Raw genomic sequence first — 18,504 nt, 5'->3', positions numbered from 1 at the left:
TAACATTAGTCAGCACTCCTGACCGAAGCCGGGTTTGACAAGCTCGGTCTGAGTGTTTTCAAGGGGAGGGGCATGGCACGCATGACGGGGGCGGGGCAAAGACGCATGGATGACGTGGCGGCAAAGCCCAAACGGGGCAGGGCGCGGCAGGGCATTGCCAAGGCGGCCGGCCGCCGTATAACCATGACCGACATCGCCCGCGAAGCCGGCTGCTCGCAGGCGACGGTCAGTTTCGTGCTAAACCGCGCCGATGGCGTCAAGATTTCACCCCAGACGCGGGACCGCGTCATCGAGGCGGCGCGGACGCTGGGCTATGCCGCGCCAAACTTTGCCCATGTCGAGCCAGCGCCGGCGAGTCGGCCTGCGGTCGACGGGTTGATCGGTTTTGTAGTCGATCAACTGGCCACCAGTCCCGAGGCTGTGGTCGCCATCGAGGGCGCGCGGCAAGCTAGCTGGAACGCCGGCAATATCATTCTTGTGGCGCAGACTCTGTCAGACCCGATCATGGGGCCGCGCACCATTCGCGCACTAACGGGACAAGGCATTTCGGCGCTGATCTACATGGCGATCTTCACGCGCGAGATTGCTGCGCCGGACCACCTCTATGAGCTGGATATTCCGGTGATCCTGCTCAATTGCTATACAGCCGACCACGCCTTTCCGGCGGTAGTGCCCAGCGAAATAGCCGGCGGGCAGGGCTCCACCCGGCATCTGATCGACTACGGCCATCGCCGCATCGCCTGCATCACCGGAGAACAGTGGATGCAGGCGGCGCAAGACCGGCTCAGGGGCTATCGCCGGGCGCTGGCGACCGCGGACATTCCCTTCGATCCGGAATTGGTGGTCGAGGGAGACTGGTCGGCTAGCGCCGGCTACAAGGCAACGGTTCAGCTACTCGCGCTGAAAGAGCGTCCGACGGCGATCTTTTGTCAAAACGACCGTACCGCTATCGGCTGCTACGAAGCCTTGAAGGAAGCTGGGCTGTCGATCCCCGGGAACATTTCGGTGGTCGGTTACGACGACGAGGAAATCTCGCGGCATCTGCACCCCCAACTGACGACGTCGATCCTGCCGCACCGCGCTATGGGCCAGTGGTGCATCGAGCAGTTGGACTTGTCAATGCATCAGCCGGGGAAGCGCTACCCGATCACCAAGCTCGAATGCCCTCTGGTGGAACGGCATTCGGTGGCTACCAACCTGCGGACTTGAGCCGGGATTTTGCCGGCGACCCGCACTGCTCGGCGGTGCGGGTTGGCTCCAGTCGTTGACCTAATTCACGCGATCTCGGACAGCTTCTTTTTCCAGTCGATCTGCGTGTTGCCGTCGATGAAATCTTCGAACAATACCGTGGTGCGGTCGGGTGTGCCGATGACCACGGCCATTTGGCCGGGACCTGAAAGGCGAGAGAAATCCGCCTCTGGCTGGTCGACGGCAAAGCCCACCGAATAGTGTCCCCCGGCCAGGGTGGTGAACGGTAGGCCGTGCCAGGACGCAGTCGAGGTCAGGTGCACGTGGCCTGCGATCACCTGGCGAATGTCGGGGTGAGTTTTGAGTGCGTCGATAAAGGCGGTCGGCTCGAGCATGCGGATTGTGTCGGAGTGGATGTGCAGCGCATTGGCGTTATGGTGCAACACAACGACCACCGGACGGTCCATCGCTTCAGCAAGGCGAGCTCGCAGCCAGTCGATCTGGCGCACCTCAAGCACACCATCGACGCGTCCGGGCTCGGACGAATCGAGCAGGATGACGCGATAGCCTTTGACGTCGATGACCTTGTCGATTTTGCCGGTCTCGGCCTCGAATTCATCGCCGAATACCGACAGGAAAGTCGGGCGGTCGTCATGGTTGCCCAGGGTGATGTGGACCGGAATCGGCAGACGCGAAGCAATGGATTTAAGCCGGTCATAAGCAGCGGCCTGGCCGAGATCGGCCAGATCGCCCGCGAGGATACAGAAGTCGGCGTCGCCGTATCGGGCAATCACTGCATCCACCGCGCGCTCGAGCCGTTCGCTGGTGTCGAGCGTCATCGACAGCTCACCCTCGGGGACCAGATGCAGATCGCTCATTACAATAAATTTCAGGGTCATGCTGATCTGTTCCAGTCTTCAAAGTGTCGGTGGTGAGCCGCCGCCCACCACGCCGGTGATGTTCGGAAAGGCCCTGCTTATTCGGCAGCCCGCAAGACGTCTTCGCTGAGGGCGATCAAGCGCTTGGCGATGGCAAGGCTCTCCGGCTGCTCGCTGCGGTGACGCGGACCGATTTCCATCATCATCACGGTATCGGGCAGGAAGCGAAGTTCCGCGAAAATGCTGTCCCAGTCGATGTCGCCCCAACCGAGCGGCATGTGCAGATCGCCAATGCCCATTGCGGTGTTTTCCTGCGGATGGAAAGCCTTGTAGAAAGCCTGTGGGCGGCCAAAGCTGTCATGGACGTGCAGGTGACCGGTGACGGGCGCCATGGCGGCGATTTGCTCGCGGAAGTTGAGGCCCTTGTAGGTGCTCTCGATATAGGCATGGCTGAAGTCGATCAGCGCCACGACATTTGGATGGTTCACCGCCTTGACGGTCTCGGCCACTTCGGCCGGGGTCTGACGATACTGGCCAAGTTCGGTGGTGAAGATGTTTTCGAACGCAATGCGCACGCCGTACGGGCGAGCGAAATCGCCCAGCTCGGTCAGGGCCTCGCGCTCACGGATGTCGGCTTGGGCGCGCTGGTGCAACTGATCGGCACGGAGGGCGCCGCCGTGCTGCACCTGGATGCGGGCATCGATGCGGTCACACACTTCGACTAGCGCCTTGGCGGCCTGCATCTGGAAATCCAGTGTATCTGGATCCATGAAGTTCGATGACACGAGACCATGCACGGTGTAGCGGAAGTCGAACTGGCTGGTGATGGCGGCCAGTCGCTGCAAACGCTCTGCTAGGATGCGGCCACCAGAAATCAGGTCAATGCTGGTCAGACCCAGTTCGACCGTGTCGACGCCGATGTCGGCAAGGCGGCGCAGGTCGGCTTCGAGGCTGAACAGTTCGCCGTCGTCAGAACCGCTATTGAAGCCCGTTGCGATGATATTGCCCATGAAGGATCTCCCGATCAGGCGTTGAGAAGCGATGGTACGCGATGGTCGGCGCGCATCTCGATGCGCTTGCCGTCGGCATTGTCGAACAGGTGCAGATCGTTTTCGCCGAGGGTGAAGTGGATCGGCATGCCGGTGCCGAGGGCATCGGTTCGCTCATCGACCAGCACGATGCGGTTGCCATCGGTATCGGCGTAGACGAGGCGGGCGGCGCCGAGTTCCTCGATGTAGTCGACCACCGCAGCGATGGCGCCCCTGGTGCCGGCTTCAACACGGCGCACAGCCTCGGGGCGAACGCCCAGGGTCACATCACGGCCGGCGGCAATGCTGGCGGCGCCGGGCAGGTGCAGCATGCCGCCTCTGCCGTGCAGGAAATTGCCAATGGCGTCGAATTGGCCCTTGATCAGGTTCATTGCAGGCGAGCCGATGAAGTCGGCGACGAACAGACTGGCGGGGCGATGATAGACTTCGCTCGGCTTGCCGACCTGCTCGACAATGCCCTGGTTCATGATGATCAGTCGATCGGCCAGGGTCATGGCCTCGGTCTGGTCATGGGTGACGAACACCGATGTGACGCCGAGGCTGCGATGCAGGTTGCGAACCTCGGCGCGCATCGCGACGCGCAGCTTGGCATCGAGGTTGGAGAAGGGCTCGTCGAAAAGGAAAACCTTCGGCTCGCGCACCATGGCGCGGGCCATGGCGACGCGCTGGCGCTGGCCGCCGGACAGTTCGCCCGGCTTGCGGGTCAGGTAGGGATCAAGCCCGACCGACTTTGCCACGGACATCACCTTGGCGTCACGCTGAGCGCGTGGCATGCCGGCGACCTTGAGGGCGTAGCCGATGTTTTGAGCCACGCTCATATGAGGGTAGAGCGCGTAGTTCTGGAACACCATGGCGCAGCCACGCTCGCGCGGTTCGAGCTTGTTGACGACGGTATCGCCAATGGCAATGGTGCCTTCGGTGATGTCCTCAAGGCCGGCGATCATGCGCAGCAGGGTCGACTTTCCACAGCCGGACGGCCCCAGGATGACGACGAATTCGCCGCTTTCGATGGTGACATCGACGCCGTGCACGACGGGATTTTTGAGGTAGCGCTTCTTTACGCCCGAGAGGGTGATAGCGGTCATGATGGTCTCACTTGTCGCGGGAGATGAGGCCGCGCACGAACCAGCGTTGCATGAGGGCAACGACCAGCAGCGGCGGCAGCATGATGATGAGGGCACCCGCCATGGTGACGTTCCAGTCGGGCGTGCCGTTCTGAGCGGGGATGAGGGCCTTGAGCTGCATCACGACCGTGCCGAAATTCTTGCGGTCGGTGGTGATCAGCAGCGGCCAGAGATACTGGTTCCAGCTCGAGACGAACATGATGGTGGCCAGTGCCAGCATATTGGTGCGGCTCAGCGGCAGCAGTACGTCTAAGAAGAACCGGATCGGGCCTGACCCGTCCATCTTGGAGGCTTCCACCAGCTCATCTGGAATGGTCATGAAGAACTGGCGGTAGAGGAAAGTGCCCGTTGCCGTTGCGACCAGCGGCAGGATCAGGCCGGTGTAGGAATTGAGCAGGTTCCACTCCAACCCGATGCGGACGCCGGATAGCGTTTCGATCAGCCCGGTAATGCCGAACACATCGAGGATCGTCTGGAACGGCAATAGCGCGTTGGCGGCGATGGAATAGGTCGGCACGATGCGCACTTCGAGCGGCAGCATCAGGGTGATGAAGATCAGCCAGAAGCAGATCATGCGGGCGCGGAAATTGAAGAACACAATGGCAAAGGCCGACAGCGCCGCCAGGATGATCTTGCCGGTGGTGACGCCGACCGCGACGATCAGCGAATTGATCATTTTCGGGCCGAGGTCGGAACGGGTCCAGGCGGTCTGGATATTCTCGACCAAATGACCCGAAGGCCACAAGTTAAGCGGTACCTGGCTGACTTCCTGCAGGTTCTGGCTGCCGGCGACGATGGTGATCCAGAACGGCACCAGCACCAGGAACATGCCAAGGATCATGGTAGCATAGGTGATGAAGTCGAAGAGGGGCGAGCGTTCGATCATGACCGGGCCTCAGTTATAGTGGACGCGCTTTTCGACCCAGCGGAACTGGACGAAAGTCAGCGCGATGACGAGGAGCATGAGCACGATGGACTGCGCGGCGGCGCCCGAATAATCGAGGCCTTTGAAGCCATCGACATAGAGCTTGTAGACCATCACCTCGGTGGCATTGATCGGTCCGCCCTCGGTCATCACGTCGATCAGACCAAAACTGTCGGTGAAGCTGGAGATCAGGTTCATGATCAACAGGAAGAATACCGTCGGCGCGATTAGCGGCAGCTGGATGTCGAGCATGCGGCGATAGGGACGGGCTCCATCCATGGCGCCGGCTTCCGACAGCGACTTGGGCAGCATCTGCAGCGCCGCGAGGAAGAAGATGAAGTTGTAACCGATGCCGAGCCAGGCATGGCAGACGATGACCATTCCCAAGGCGTGAAATCCGTTGGTGGCGGGATTCCAGATGCCCGGCCACATCTCGTTCACAGCGCCGATCAGCCCGGCTTCTGGAGCAAAGATGAAGCGGAAGGCGACGCCGGCGGCAGGCGCGGCAATGGCATAGGGCCAGACGAACACTGACTGGAACATCCGCGTACCCTTGAGGGCGCGGTCGACGAACATGGCCAGTGTCAGCGCCAGGCACATTGAAATAGCGCTGACCGCTATGGCGTAGAAGGCGCTGCGAGCGACGGTGGCCCAATAGCGGCCGTCACCGAAAATATAGAGGAAATTGTTGAAGCCGGCCCAGGTATTGCCGCCGCCCCATGGCTGTTCGAGCGTGAAGGCCCAGAACAGCGCTTGCGATGTCGGCCAGTAAAAGAACACCAGCACCAGCAGCAATTGGGGCGCCAGCAAGAGCCAGGGCAGAACGGGATTTTGGTAGAATGCGCGACGTTCCATGAGCCTTGGCCTCCGGGCACGAAAGAAAGAAGCGCGGGCGACCCAAGGGTTGCCCGCGCCGGTTCAGTCAGCGATCAAGGGAGAGTCTGGCCGGGATAGGTGGCTTCGAACTTGCGAAGGACGGCATTGCTGCGTTCTGCAGCAGCATCGAGAGCCTGCTGCACGGGAACGTTGTTGAACAACACCTCCTGCATGGCATTGGCGACTTCGAGGCGGATGGCGCCAAAGTTGCCGAGGCGGACGCCGCGGGTATATTCGGTTGGTGGCGTTGCGGTCAGGCTCTGGATGGCCAGTTCACGACCCTTGTAGGGGGCTGCCGAGTAGAAGCCCTTGTCGGTCATGGCCTTGAAGCCCGAATTGGTAACCGGAATGTAGCCAGTCACGGTCGACCACCATTCAGCCTGCTTCGGCGTTGCGAGGAATGCGTAGAACGCGGCAGCGCCCTTGTACTGATCAGGGGTCGAACCCTTGAGGGTCCAGAGCGAAGCGCCGCCTACCAGGGTATTGGTGCGCTCGGTACCTTCCCACAGTGGCAGCATGGTCACGTCCCAAAGCATGCCTTCGATGGCCTGCTTGCCGAAGGTGCCGTGATCGGCGATCGACGACGAGGACATCTGGCACTTGGCATTGACGAAGGCGTCATTGGCGGTTTCGCCGATAGCCTTGGACTTGGCCACGAACAGGCCTTCGTCGTACATTTTCTTGATCCAGGTCAACTGATCGACAAACTTGCCCTGGTTGAATTGGACGACGGCATCGAGGCCGCCAAAGCCATTGCCATTGCTGGCGATTGGCTGGTTGTGTGCAGCGGAGAACTGCTCGAACCACTGCCAGGTGCCGGTCGGATCGAACGCGACGGGGCAATCGTAACCAGCAGCCTTGAGGTCACGGGCGATCTTCTCGACCTGTTCCCAAGTCTGCGGAGCGCCTTCAAAACCGACCGCCTTGAGGGCATCGGAATTGTAGTAGAACATGGCGGTCGAGGAGTTGAAGGGCATCGACAGCAGTTCGCCGGACGACGTCGAATAATAGCTGGCGATACCGGAGAAATAGTCGTCCCACTTGATGTCGTAGCCGTTTTCTTCCATTAGCTGACGAACCGGGACATAGGCGCCGGACAGCATCAGGTCGAGGGTGCCGCCGTCGCTGATCTGGGTAACGGTTGGCTGCTTGTCGGCGCGGAACGCGGCAATGGTGTTCTGCAGGTTGTTTTCGTAGGTTTCCTGGCTGACGCAGACGATTTCATAATCGGCCTGCGACTGGTTGAACGTGCCGCACATTTCCTGAATGCGCTCGCTCAGGTCGCCCGACAGGCCGTACCAGAATTCGAACTTGGTCTGCGCCATGGCTGGGGCAGTCGCCAGCGCCAAGGCGGCGATCGTGGTTGCTGCGCTGAGCAGCTTGGTGCGTGTCATTTGGGACTGTCTCCGAGAAAAAGCCGTTTCGGCGACGGGACATCTAGCCTCGATAATTGACGGTTCGTTCTCAGAGCGGTGACCGTTCAAGGACAGTTCCATGACGGATAGATGACTTTCGACGGAGCGATGAAACGCGCGCCTGATGGCCGGCATCCGGTCGAGGAGCTCCATTACGGTTGGCGGATATAGCGGCGCTACTCGCGAGCGAACTGCCGGTGCTGCCGGCCGAAGTCGCGTCTGAAGTTTCTGCATATTCTCGCTACCTGTGGTCTTGGCTAGCCGGCGTCATGGAGCGGGGTGCTGGGCAGGGCACTCTCAGGCTTGAGGCAGCCGCAAATATTGAGGCGGAAATGTTTATGGCTACCGTCCACGGAGCGATGCTTTCGGCCCGTGCGCAAAGCGATCCCACGCTGTTTGACGCCATCCTGAAGCCAACCCTTCGCAGACTGTCTACAAAAGCCTAGTTACGACGAGCCGTTCAAGCGCTGTCGACATGCAGATGTGGTCCATTTGGGCGCATAGCAACGCCAGTCTCGTCGGCGATATCGATGCCTGACAGACGCAGGTCGCTGACTGCAATCCCTTAGAACCGGGGACAAAGGATTCGAGGTCCGCCGCCGCGATAGATACAACGGCCTTTGCGCATGGAATGTTGAATGCTAGATGCAGTCCTTCCACCACTGACACAGAAGGAAAAGCCGTGAGCCGGAAGGAATTTGATGTATCGCGCATGCGCAGGCTTAAGCGCCATGCGACGCGTTATGGCCTCACCATCCTGACCGATGACAAGATGAAAGTGCTCGGCACCACTGGCGGCCACCAGATCCGCGACGAGACGTTCAAGATTCTTTACGGAAATGTGCCGAAGCCGTTCTCGGCAAGCCTGGACGAAATCGAAGCGTGGCTCGATGCGAACACGGCGGCGCAAGAGTAAGCGCTACTGCCCTAACTGGCAATTGCCCTCCTGAGGGGGCGCGTCGAATTTGCATTATTTGTTCTGTAACAGGAATCGACGCACACTCACGTCATTGGCTTATGTGGAGGTGCGTTATCGTGTTCACCCTGATCAATGCCGACGCTGAAGACGACGATGCCGAAATCACCGATCCCCAGGAAATCGCAGAGCTGTTCGCTGCCATAGCTGCAGTCGCCATAGAAGCGATTGGAGTTGGGCAAGCCCGGGAGCTTTTCGATGCCGTGATCGAACAAGAAGGCAAAGACCCTAACTGACTGGGATAAAAACCGTCCCGGCAGGTCAAACCCGGCCAATGCGCCCAGGCGACATTTGCATTATCGAACGGTCTTCCGAGCGAGGCGGAGCCCTCCTGCTTATGGACCGGGTTGACTGATCCGGGCGGGTCCCTCAGGACTTGCTGCGTGCTCCGATCGAGGAGATCGCATCATCGCCGACTCGTCCATTGCCGCGATATTTCCGACGCCGACGCTGCTGCCGCTCGGTGACAGCGCCCTTCTGGTGCGCTTCGGCACGACACTGACCGATGTCGCCAATCGGGCAGCCATTGTCCTTGCGGCCATGCTTGACAATGCGCCGATCCCCGGCGTGGTCGAGATCATGCCCAATCTGGTCTCGGTGCTGCTGCGCTATGATCCACTGCTGGCATCGCCGTCCGTCATCCAAGGCGAATTGCGCCTGCGCCTGTTCGGACTGGCAGGTGCGGGACGCGAGCCGCGGCGCTGGACGATCCCGGTGGTATTCGATGGTCCCGACCTCGCCGAGACGGCCGAGGCTCTCTGCATGAGCACTGAGGCCTTCATCACTGCGCACAATGCTGCGCCGCTGCGCGTCTTGGCCACTGGCTTTGCGCCCGGTTTCGTCTATTGCGGCCTGCATAATGGTTTGATCCTGCCGCGGCGCACCGTAGTTCGCCCATCCGTGCCTGCCGGTAGCGTGCTGTTCGCCGCAGGCCAAACCGCCATCACCGCGACCGAGATGCCCACCGGCTGGCATGTCATCGGCCGCACCGCGTTCAGTAACTTCGATCCTGCCGGCCACCCACCAACGCTGATTGGCTCTGGTGACCTGATCGCCTTTGAGATCGCCCGATGAGCGTTATCCTGAAGCTCACTCGCGCCGGCCCACTGACCAGCATCCAGGACCTTGGCCGCTTCGGCATGCTGCGCCATGGCATCAGCGCCTCGGGTCCGATGGACCGGGCGGCCTATGTGTCGGCGGGACAACTTGCCGGCGGCGGGCAGGGCGGTGTGGAATTCACCACAGCGGGTGTGGAAATTACGATCGCATATGGCCGCTGCCGCGTCGGCTTTACCGGTGGAAATTTCGTGGGTCGAGTCAACGATCAGGCACTGGCATGGCCGGGCGCCGCAGAACTTGGCACCGGCGACAGGCTGGCCATTACGCCTGGTGCATGGGGCAATTATGGCTATCTCCGCTTCGATGGCGATATCGACGCGCAGTCCATGATGGGCAGCATAGCCACTAGCAGCCGGGCCGGATTGGGCGGTCTGGCTGGTCGCGCCTTGCAGGTCGGTGACGTGATCGAGCTCTCCGGATCAGGCGCCGAACCGATAGTCCCGGCGGCGCGGGAGCGGGCCGACGGCCCAATCCGGATCATCTGGGGCATTCACGCAGACTTTTTCTCGCAGGAACTGCGCCTGAAATTCCTCGACGCGAGCTTTGCCGTATCGTCCCGCCTCGACCGCATGGGTGTTCGGCTGGACGATAACGACAAGGTATTCGCCGATGCGTCAAATCTGTCGCTCGTTTCCGATGCTATCGTACCCGGCGATATCCAGATTCTCGGCGATGGCACGCCGATCGTGCTGATGCGGGATCACCAGCCCACCGGCGGCTATCCGCGCATCGCCAGCGTCATCACCGCGGATCTGGACCGTTTCGCTCAATTGCGCCCGGGCAGCGCGGTTGCGTTTCGGCCGGTGACGGTGGAACATGCCCATGCACTGTTGCGGGGCAGTAAAACATGACAACGATCGACCTTAATGCCGATCTGGGCGAAGGCATGGGCACCGACGAGGACCTGCTGGAAATCGTCTCCAGCGCCTCGATTGCCTGCGGCGGCCACGCCGGTGATTCACCCATTATCCGGCACATTCTCAAGTTTTGCAAAGCCCGCGGTGTTCGCGCCGGCGCCCATCCGGGCTATGCCGACCCCAAGCGCTTCGGCCGCTTTCGGGTGGTCATGCCGCTCGATCAACTGCTCGGCCAGATTCGCAGCCAGCTGTTTTTGGTGCGTTTCATCGCTGATGAAGTCGGTGTGCCGCTGGCTTATGTGAAATTGCATGGCGCACTGGCCAACCAGACCGCTGAAGAACTGGCCTTCGCCGTCGGCATCTTCGCCACCATCCAGGCCATGGATCGCAAGATGGCGGTGCTGGCGCTCGACAACAGCGCCCAGGTGCGTGCCGCCAAAGCCGTCGGGATGCCGTTGATCCGCGAGGCCTACGCCGACCGCGCCTATACGGCCGAGGGCTTGCTGGTTCCCCGCACTCAAGAAGGTGCAGTCATCCACGACAGCGACGCAGTAATCGAGCGCTGCCTGCGCCTCGCAAAAAGCGGCGAAATCCTCGCCATCGACGGCACAGTGCTGAAATCCTCCGCCCGGTCCATTTGCCTGCATGGAGACACGCCGGGCGCCGTCGATCTGGCGCGTGATGTCAGGGAGGCGCTGGAAGGCGAGGGGGTCACTATTGCCGCCAACCAGCCTGAACCGGCGGAATAGCGGGTGTTGGCACCCAACAGTCGCCTCACGCCGACTTGATCCGCGGGTCACTCTTCATGCGCAACAAGCGTCTAAAGACCCTCGGATCAAGTCCGAGGGAACGCCGGTGTATTTGGGGAGATAGAGATTACCGCCATAAAGAACATACCCTGGGCCTCTCTGGGGAGAGGTGATATCGGCGGAATGCCTTTGGTCGAAAGGCCCAGGGTAGCGCGTGTCGCCGGAGCGCTTTCAGGAAAAGTGGGTACCGGTTTTCCTGTTCGAAGCGCGACCAACGGAAAGACTAGATGGCCAGGTATTCGCGGCGAAGTTCGGTGTTGTCGAGGACCTCTTTTGCGGTGCCGGCAAAAGCTACTTCGCCGGTATCGAGGATGACGGCGCGGTCCGCCAGCTTGAGCGCCGCAATTGCGTTCTGCTCAACGATGATCGTGGTGATGCCCAGCGGCTTGACCGAGTGCAGGATGCGCTCAATCTCTTGCACTATCACCGGCGCCAGCCCTTCATAGGGCTCGTCCAGCAACAACAGCTTAAGGTCGCGCGCCAGGGCCCGGGCAATTGCCAGCATTTGTTGCTCGCCGCCCGATAGCGTCACCCCCTCCTGCTTGCGACGTTCGGCAAGCCGCGGAAAGCTCTGGTAGATTTGGTCGAGGCCCCAGCCACTGCCCGGCGCGACCTTGGCCAGCAAGATGTTTTCCTCGACCGACAGGCCCGCGATGATGCGCCGATCCTCCGGCACCAGCTGGATACCAGCCCGCGCCGCCTGATAGCTCTTCATCTGATGGATCGGCTGGCCGTCGAGCCAGATTTCACCCTGCCGCAACTGCGGGTTGTCGGTGCGCGCAATGGTGCGCAGGGTGGACGTCTTGCCAGCTCCGTTACGGCCGAGGAGCGCCAGGATTTCGCCCTTGCGAACATCCAGCGACACGCCCTGAACGATGTAGCTCTCGCCATAGTAGGCGTGCATGTTGCGGATCGAGAAGAACGGCCGCGTGGTCTCGACCGAAGCCGCCTCGCTGTTGGTAATAATCTGGGTTTCCATTGCGATCGCACTCATCAATGGGTGCCTCCGAGATAGGCTTCCTGGACTTTCGGATTGCCGCGAACCTGGTCGGGCGTGCCATCGGCAATGATGCGGCCTTGGGCCAGCACTGAGATTTTGTCGGCCAGCGAGAACACCACATGCATGTCATGCTCGATGATCACCTTGGTCATGCCGCGGCTCTTGATTTTCTTGAGCAGCTCGATGGTGGTGTTGGTGTCATGGCGCGACATGCCGGCGGTCGGCTCGTCCAGCAGCAATAGCCGCGGATGCTGGATCAAGCACATCGCAAGTTCCATGCGCCGCTTGTCGCCGCGGCTGAGGCTACCCGCCGCCATTTCACGGCTGGCAAACATGCCCACATCCTCCAGCATGTCCTCGGACTCACGCAGGATACCGGTTTCACTGTCGAGCCCGCGCAGCATGTTGAGCCTGAAGGCGCCGTCGCGCTTGGCTAGGGCCGGGATCATCACATTGTGCAGCACCGAGAGGTCGGCAAAGATTTCCGGGGTCTGGAACACCCGGGCGATGCCGAGCTGGTTGATCTGATACGGCTTGCGGCCGGTCAGGATGGTGCCGTCGAACACCACCTGGCCGCTGGTCGGGGCGAGTTTGCCGATGATCACATTGAGCAGTGTGGACTTGCCGGCGCCGTTGGGGCCGATGATGGCATGGGTCTGGCCTTCCTCGACCTGCAGGTCGATATCGGCAAGGGCATGCAGGCCGCCGAAGCGCTTGTGGACGTCGGCAACATGCAGGACGACATTGGGATTGGTCATGGCTGTGGCGTCCTATTCGGCGGGTTGCGGCTGCGGCGCGGCTTTGCCCGGCCGGCCTTTGGGCTTGCGGTCGAACAGATGGGCGATGCGGCGCACCCCCTCCATGATGCCGCCGGGCAGGAACACCACGATCAGCACGAACACCAGGCCCAGCGTGAGGAACCAGCCCTCGCCGACGAATTTGGAGGTTATGGCGACCAGTGCATTATCCAGCCCATCGGGCAGGACGTCGAAGAAGCGATGAAGAATGGTCTCGTTGATCGCCGAGAAGATGTTCTCGAAATACTTGATCAGCCAGGCGCCGATCACCGGACCGACCAGCGTGCCGGCGCCGCCCAGGATGGTCATCAGCACCACTTCGCCCGAGGCGGTCCATTGCATGCGCTCGGCGCCGGCGAGGGGGTCGGTGACCGCCAGCAAGGCGCCGGCCAGACCGGCATACATGCCGGAAATGACAAAGGCGGCCAGCGTGTAAGGCTTGGTGTTGAAGCCGGTGTAGTTCATCCGCGTCTGATTGGACTTGATGCCCTTGAGCATCATGCCGAAGGGCGAGTTGGTGATGCGCATGGCGATGAAGAACGCCAGGATCAGGAAGCCGGCGCAGAAATAGAACCCGGCAAAGCCTCCGAGGGACTGGCCAAGCAGCGTTGGCACCGGCTGGCCGGCGGTCGGGATGCCCATGGTGGTATCGAGATAGCGCGGGTCGTTGAGGTTGAGCTGGAGGCCGGTTTCGCCATTGGTGATCGGGGTCAGCACGGAATAGGCGAGGTTGTAGCTCATCTGGGCGAAGGCCAGCGTGAGGATGGAGAAGTAGATGCCCGAGCGGCGCAGGCTGACAAAGCCGATGACGAGGGCGAAGACGCCCGACACGACTACGGCGAAGATCATCGCCGGAATGGCGTCGAGGCTGAGCAGCTTGAACGACCACACCGCGGCATAGGAGCCGACGCCGAAGAAGGCGGCGTGGCCGAAGCTGAGATAGCCGGTGAGGCCGAACAGGATGTTGAAGCCGACGGCAAAGATGCCGAAAATCATGAAGCGCTGCAGCAGGTCTGGGTAGGCTGCGCCGAACGGGTGCAGCCAGATCGGCATGGCGAGAACCACGACGGTGAAGCCCAGGAACAGCAGCAGGTCGTTACGTGACATGATGCGCATCTCAGGCCTCCATCACGCCGCGGCGGCCAAACAGGCCACGCGGAAGAACAAGCAGAATGACCACGGCGACGAGATAGATGATGATCTGGTCGATGCCGGGAATGAGGGCTTTCACCTGGGTCATCGAGGCAAAGCTCTGGAGAATCCCGAGCAGGAAGCCTGCGGCCACGGCGCCGGGCAGGGATCCCATGCCGCCCACGACGACCACCACGAAGCTGAGCACCAGGAAGTCCATGCCGATGTGATAATTCGGCGGCAGCAGCGGCGTGTACATCACCCCGGCGATGCCAGCCACCACGGCGGCGAGGCCGAACATGATGGTAAAGCGGCGATCGATATTGATGCCGAGCAGCCCGACGGTTTCCCGGTCCGCCATGCCGGCACGCACCACCATGCCGAAGGTGGTGAATTGCAGGAAGGCGAAGACGCCGCCGATGATGACGAAGGAGAACAGGAAGTAGATCAGCCGCCAGATTGGGTAGGTGATGACGTTGGCCTGCATGCCGAGAAATGCGCCAATATCGGCCGCACCGCGCAGGTCGGAAGGCATGGGCTGTGGGATCGGATTGGGCCCGAAGAACGACTTGATCAGCTCCTGCGCCACGATAGCCAGGCCGAAAGTCACAAGAATCTGTTCGGCATGCGGGCGTTTGTAGAAGTGTTTGATGATGCCGCGTTCGAGCCCGATGCCGACCAACAGCATGATCGGGATGGTGATGATGATTGAAGCCGGTACCGAATAATTGACCAGCACGGCACCGAAATCGCCGAACCAAGCCTGCACCAGCGGCTCGCGGATTTCCAGCGGTGCGCCCCACGGCGACAGCTTTTCAGGATCGAGGGTGACGGTCTCCAGCGTCAGGAACTGCCGGAACAGCACCGCGCAGAAAGCGCCCAGCATGAACAGCGCGCCATGGGCGAAATTGACCACGCCCAGCGTGCCAAAAACCAGCGTCAGCCCCAGCGCAATCAGCGCATAGGCAGCGCCTTTGTCGAGCCCGTTGAGAAATTGCAGAAAGATGACTTCGAACATAATTGCTCCTGGCAAGCCGCGACCGTCCAGTAGCCTCATGGTGAGCGTGTCGAACCACGAGGCGTGACGGGGATGTTGCCACGACCTCGCCCTTCGACAGGCTCAGGATGAGGTCTGCTGCGAGAAAGCCCGCCCTGCAAAAAGGGCGGGCAGCTTGATCAGCACATCGGTGCAGGTTCTGCCGGGCCGAGATCGCCGCCGAAGATGGCCGGATCATAGGCGACCAAGTCGCGCGGCACTTCCTGCACGATGTTGAGCACGTCATATTCGCTAGTCGGGTTGTCGTTGCCCTGCACCACCAGCACGTTTTTGATGCACTGGTGATCTTCGGCGCGATACAGCGTCGGACCATTGCCCATGCCGTCAAACTCGAAGCCTTCTAGCGCCTTGATAACTTCGGGTGGGTAGAAGGTCCCGGCCCGCTCGCAGGCATCGGCATAGAGCAGCGCCTGCACGTAGGCGGTGTGGGCAGCCTGCGACGGCGGAGCGCCATAGGCGGCACCGAACGATTTGGTGAACGCTATTGTGCCCGCATCCTGCAGGTTCCAATGCCAGTTCGAGGTACCAAAAATGCCCTTGATATTGGCGCCCGCGCCCTTGGCCATCAACTCAGAGAACAGCGGAACGACAATCTGGAAGTCTTTGCCATTGGCCTGACGGTCGCGCATGCCGAACTGTACCGCCTGGGTCAGCGAGTTGACCATGTCGTTACCATAGTGATTGAGGATCAGCACGTCGGCGCCTGAATTCAGCACGGGCGTGAGGAACTGCGAGAAATCGCCAGCACCGAGCGGAGTGCGTACGGCCTGCACTGTTTCCCAGCCCAAGGCTTCGGTCGCATTCTTCATCGATTCTTCCTGGGTCCAGCCCCAAGTGTAGTCAGCCGTCAGGTGATAGGCCTTGCGGTCAGTGCCGTAAGCCTCGGTGATCACGGGCGCTAGGCCGATGCCGGACTGGTAGGCGTTGAAGAAGTGGCGGAAGCCGTAGCGGCGCTTGTCCTTGCCGGTGGTGTCGTTGGAATGGGTTAGGCCCGCCATGAAGACGACGCCCATTTCCTGGCACAGGCCCTGCACCGCAATGGCTTCGGCCGACGACGAACCGCCTGTTACCATGATGGCGCCATCGCGCTCGATCATGCGGGTGGCGCCGGCACGTGCCACGTCGGCCTTGGTCTGGCTGTCAGAGGTCACAAAGGCGACCTTTTTGCCCAGGATTCCATTGCCCTTAAGGGCGGTCGGCGTGAGGACGTTGATCAGCCCGCCGTCGCCTTCGCCGTTGAGGTGCTTGACGGCCAGCTCATAGGCCTTCTGCTCGTCAGCGCCTTCTTCAGCATAGGCCCCGGTCAGCGGCAGGTTGAGGCCGAAGGTTACGGTGTCTCCGGTCGGGTTGTTGCAAAATTCCTGCGCCCAGGCGCCCTTGGTGAACATGAGGGGCGCTACGCCGGTGCCGATAATGCCGGCCATGCCGGTCTGCAGCATCCTGCGACGAGACAAGCCACGCTTCAAAAGTGTCATTGATTTCCTCCTTTTGCGCGGGGCCGCTGATACTTAGCCAACAGCTCACCGCACCGGGATTATGGTCAGCACTGAAAAGGTCCGGCAATAGATCGTTGTAATCAAAGCGATATTCTGTAAATAATTGTCTTGTCGCGACGGTAGATTTGTCAATTGATTGACATGGCTGGCGCGTAGGAGGATTGCATTCATGCGCGCGCCTATCGGTTTCCGCATCAGCAACCGGCGGAAAAACCTCAGGATTTCGCAGGTTTCGCTGGCAAGAAGCTTGGGCATTTCTGCCAGCTACCTGAACCTGATCGAGAATAACAAACGTGACATCGGCGGGGCGCTGCTCAACCGTGTTGCGGCCCAACTTTTGATCGATATCGACGAACTGGCCGGCCGCACCGAGCAGAAACTGCTGCAGGACCTCGAAGAGGCCTTTGCCGATCCGGTGCTTGAGTCGCTGCCGTTCCGACCCGACGAGCGGCGCGAACTGGTGGCGCTGTATCCGGCCAGCGCCGGTGCCGTGTCGCGGTTGCACCGCGCATATTCATCGGCGGTGGGCAACGCCGATGCCTATGCCGACCGGCTGCGGTCCGATCCGCTGCTCAGCCAGTTGCTGCACCAGATCCTCTCGGGCATTACCGCCATTCGCTCCAGCGCCGAAATCCTGGAAGACGTCACGGACCTTGACGAGGCCGAACGCCGGCAGTTTCTCGCCGCCATCGGTCGCGACAGCCGGACCCTGTCCGAAGTTGCGCGAAACCTGATCGGCCAGTTCGATATTTCCAGCCAGATCCGCCGTAGCGTCTCGCCCGCCCGCGAGATCGATGATCTGCTGATCGAACGCGAAAACCACTTTCCGCTGCTCGAAGCGGTGGCCGACGAACTCCGCGCCGAGATCGAGCGGGCAGGGCCGTTCGGCAGCGCCACCCTGTCCGATCTGCTCAGCCGCCGCTTTGGCGTTAAGGTCCGTATCGGCGGCCCGCCCGACGAGTTGGACTATCCGGGCCAGTATCGCTTCGACCCCGCGACCAGCCTGATGTGGTTCCATGGCGCCACAACGCTCGCCACGCGCCAGTTCCAGCTCGCCCGGCTCTATGGCGAACTGGCAGCGCCCGACGCCATCGCCGCTTCCCTGGAAAGCGCAACACTTTCCACCCCAACGGCCCGCCGCCTGGCGTCACGCGCCGTTGGCTCCTATCTTGCCGGCGCCATGGTGTTTCCGTACGAGCGCATACTCGCTGACGCAGAAGCTTGCGCCTATGACATCGATCACTTGCGGCAGGCCTATCACGCCAGCTTCGAGCAGGTGGCGCATCGTCTGGTCACCCTGCGGCGCCCCGGCCAACAGGGCATCGCCTTTGGGTTCCTGCGTTCGGACCCGGCGGGCCGGCTGACCAAGCATTTCCCCTTGCCCGGCCTGCTGCTGCCCAACAGCGGCCATGCCTGTCCACTGTGGGCGATCTATGGCGCCTTCCGCACCCCCGACGTGCCGCTGCGGCAGGTGGTCCGATTTTCCGATGGCTCGCGCTACCTGTTTCTCGCCCGCACAGTGCAGCGGCGCACCGCGTCGTTCCGCGAACAGGTGGTTGCCTCCTCAGTGATGCTGGCCTGCGACGTGCTGCAGGCCGACCGCACGGTCTATGGCGCCGGACTTGATCTGTCGGACCTCGACGCTGATATCCGGGTCGGCCCAAGCTGTCGCCTGTGCACCCGGCGCGACTGCGCCAGCCGGCAGGAAGAGGCGCTGTCCACCACGGCCGGGCAGTCGCGCACCCGCGGGCCTCTGCTGCCCGACGCTTTAGCGCTTGGCGATCCGCAGTGATTGCGCTTTAGTGCC

At 61.4% G+C, this 18,504-nt stretch carries 18 protein-coding genes and 1 pseudogene; 8 read left to right on the top strand and 11 right to left on the bottom strand.

The annotated features are described in order from the left end of the window. The first annotated feature begins 72 nt into the window (after window positions 1–72). On the top strand, window positions 73–1,209 hold the full coding sequence (locus tag WH91_RS01305; RefSeq protein ID WP_244542302.1) for a LacI family DNA-binding transcriptional regulator: 1,137 nt from the start codon (window positions 73–75) through the stop codon (window positions 1,207–1,209). 65 nt (window positions 1,210–1,274) lie between these two features. Here the strand turns inward: WH91_RS01305 and WH91_RS01300 are convergent, their stop codons facing one another. The 6 genes from WH91_RS01300 to WH91_RS01275 form a co-directional block, all read right to left on the bottom strand. Then, entirely contained in the window at window positions 1,275–2,087 is an 813-nt protein-coding gene (locus WH91_RS01300; protein WP_046169180.1) for a phosphodiesterase, read from the bottom strand. A 77-nt stretch (window positions 2,088–2,164) separates the two neighbouring features. Next, the gene (locus WH91_RS01295; RefSeq protein WP_046169179.1) at window positions 2,165–3,076 is read right to left on the bottom strand and encodes a TIM barrel protein; all 912 of its coding nucleotides are present in this window, start codon (window positions 3,074–3,076) and stop codon (window positions 2,165–2,167) included. Between the two features lie 14 nt (window positions 3,077–3,090). After that, window positions 3,091–4,200, bottom strand: coding sequence for an ABC transporter ATP-binding protein (locus WH91_RS01290; RefSeq protein WP_046169178.1), 1,110 nt, complete (start codon window positions 4,198–4,200; stop codon window positions 3,091–3,093). A gap of 7 nt (window positions 4,201–4,207) precedes the next feature. Then, on the bottom strand, window positions 4,208–5,125 hold the full coding sequence (locus tag WH91_RS01285; RefSeq protein WP_046169177.1) for an ABC transporter permease subunit: 918 nt from the start codon (window positions 5,123–5,125) through the stop codon (window positions 4,208–4,210). A 9-nt stretch (window positions 5,126–5,134) separates the two neighbouring features. Beyond that, complete coding sequence (locus tag WH91_RS01280; RefSeq protein WP_046169176.1) at window positions 5,135–6,019, bottom strand: ABC transporter permease subunit; 885 nt, start codon at window positions 6,017–6,019, stop codon at window positions 5,135–5,137. A 74-nt stretch (window positions 6,020–6,093) separates the two neighbouring features. Continuing rightward, entirely contained in the window at window positions 6,094–7,434 is a 1,341-nt protein-coding gene (locus WH91_RS01275) for an extracellular solute-binding protein (RefSeq protein ID WP_046169175.1), read from the bottom strand. Window positions 7,435–7,622: 188 nt separating this feature from the next. Between WH91_RS01275 and WH91_RS25180 the strand changes: the two are divergent. The 6 genes and pseudogenes from WH91_RS25180 to WH91_RS01250 all read left to right on the top strand — a co-directional run. Then, window positions 7,623–7,901: pseudogene (locus WH91_RS25180) on the top strand (TetR/AcrR family transcriptional regulator); the annotation flags it as partial. 236 nt (window positions 7,902–8,137) lie between these two features. Continuing rightward, the gene (locus tag WH91_RS01265) at window positions 8,138–8,371 is read left to right on the top strand and encodes a hypothetical protein (RefSeq protein ID WP_046169174.1); all 234 of its coding nucleotides are present in this window, start codon (window positions 8,138–8,140) and stop codon (window positions 8,369–8,371) included. A gap of 119 nt (window positions 8,372–8,490) precedes the next feature. Then, window positions 8,491–8,667, top strand: coding sequence for a hypothetical protein (locus WH91_RS24505; protein ID WP_158409497.1), 177 nt, complete (start codon window positions 8,491–8,493; stop codon window positions 8,665–8,667). A 115-nt stretch (window positions 8,668–8,782) separates the two neighbouring features. Continuing rightward, complete coding sequence (locus WH91_RS01260) at window positions 8,783–9,505, top strand: carboxyltransferase domain-containing protein (protein ID WP_082101930.1); 723 nt, start codon at window positions 8,783–8,785, stop codon at window positions 9,503–9,505. Continuing rightward, the gene (locus tag WH91_RS01255) at window positions 9,502–10,401 is read left to right on the top strand and encodes a 5-oxoprolinase subunit C family protein (protein WP_046169172.1); all 900 of its coding nucleotides are present in this window, start codon (window positions 9,502–9,504) and stop codon (window positions 10,399–10,401) included. Before WH91_RS01260 ends, WH91_RS01255 begins: the two co-directional genes overlap by 4 nt. Beyond that, complete coding sequence (locus tag WH91_RS01250) at window positions 10,398–11,156, top strand: LamB/YcsF family protein (RefSeq protein ID WP_046169171.1); 759 nt, start codon at window positions 10,398–10,400, stop codon at window positions 11,154–11,156. Before WH91_RS01255 ends, WH91_RS01250 begins: the two co-directional genes overlap by 4 nt. A gap of 283 nt (window positions 11,157–11,439) precedes the next feature. On the opposite strand, the gene WH91_RS01245 is transcribed toward WH91_RS01250, so the two are convergent. The 5 genes from WH91_RS01245 to WH91_RS01225 form a co-directional block, all read right to left on the bottom strand. Continuing rightward, on the bottom strand, window positions 11,440–12,210 hold the full coding sequence (locus tag WH91_RS01245) for an ABC transporter ATP-binding protein (RefSeq protein WP_143078013.1): 771 nt from the start codon (window positions 12,208–12,210) through the stop codon (window positions 11,440–11,442). Then, the gene (locus WH91_RS01240) at window positions 12,210–12,974 is read right to left on the bottom strand and encodes an ABC transporter ATP-binding protein (RefSeq protein ID WP_046169170.1); all 765 of its coding nucleotides are present in this window, start codon (window positions 12,972–12,974) and stop codon (window positions 12,210–12,212) included. The genes WH91_RS01245 and WH91_RS01240 overlap by 1 nt, the downstream gene beginning before the upstream one ends. A gap of 12 nt (window positions 12,975–12,986) precedes the next feature. Next, the gene (locus WH91_RS01235) at window positions 12,987–14,129 is read right to left on the bottom strand and encodes a branched-chain amino acid ABC transporter permease (RefSeq protein WP_046169169.1); all 1,143 of its coding nucleotides are present in this window, start codon (window positions 14,127–14,129) and stop codon (window positions 12,987–12,989) included. Between the two features lies 1 nt (window position 14,130). Beyond that, window positions 14,131–15,162: a branched-chain amino acid ABC transporter permease gene (locus WH91_RS01230; RefSeq protein WP_046169168.1), complete on the bottom strand. Its 1,032-nt coding sequence runs from the start codon at window positions 15,160–15,162 to the stop codon at window positions 14,131–14,133. A 158-nt stretch (window positions 15,163–15,320) separates the two neighbouring features. Beyond that, a complete protein-coding gene (locus tag WH91_RS01225) occupies window positions 15,321–16,676 on the bottom strand; it encodes a substrate-binding protein (protein WP_046169167.1) in 1,356 nt (451 codons plus the stop codon). A gap of 190 nt (window positions 16,677–16,866) precedes the next feature. On the opposite strand from WH91_RS01225, the gene WH91_RS01220 reads away from it, so the two are divergent. After that, window positions 16,867–18,489: a helix-turn-helix domain-containing protein gene (locus WH91_RS01220; RefSeq protein WP_052952511.1), complete on the top strand. Its 1,623-nt coding sequence runs from the start codon at window positions 16,867–16,869 to the stop codon at window positions 18,487–18,489. Window positions 18,490–18,504 lie beyond the last annotated feature (15 nt).

It is taken from the genome of Devosia psychrophila (genome assembly GCF_000971275.1).
GTDB classification, from domain to species: Bacteria; Pseudomonadota; Alphaproteobacteria; order Rhizobiales; family Devosiaceae; genus Devosia; species Devosia psychrophila.
This window is presented reverse-complemented; position numbering and strand designations above follow the sequence as displayed.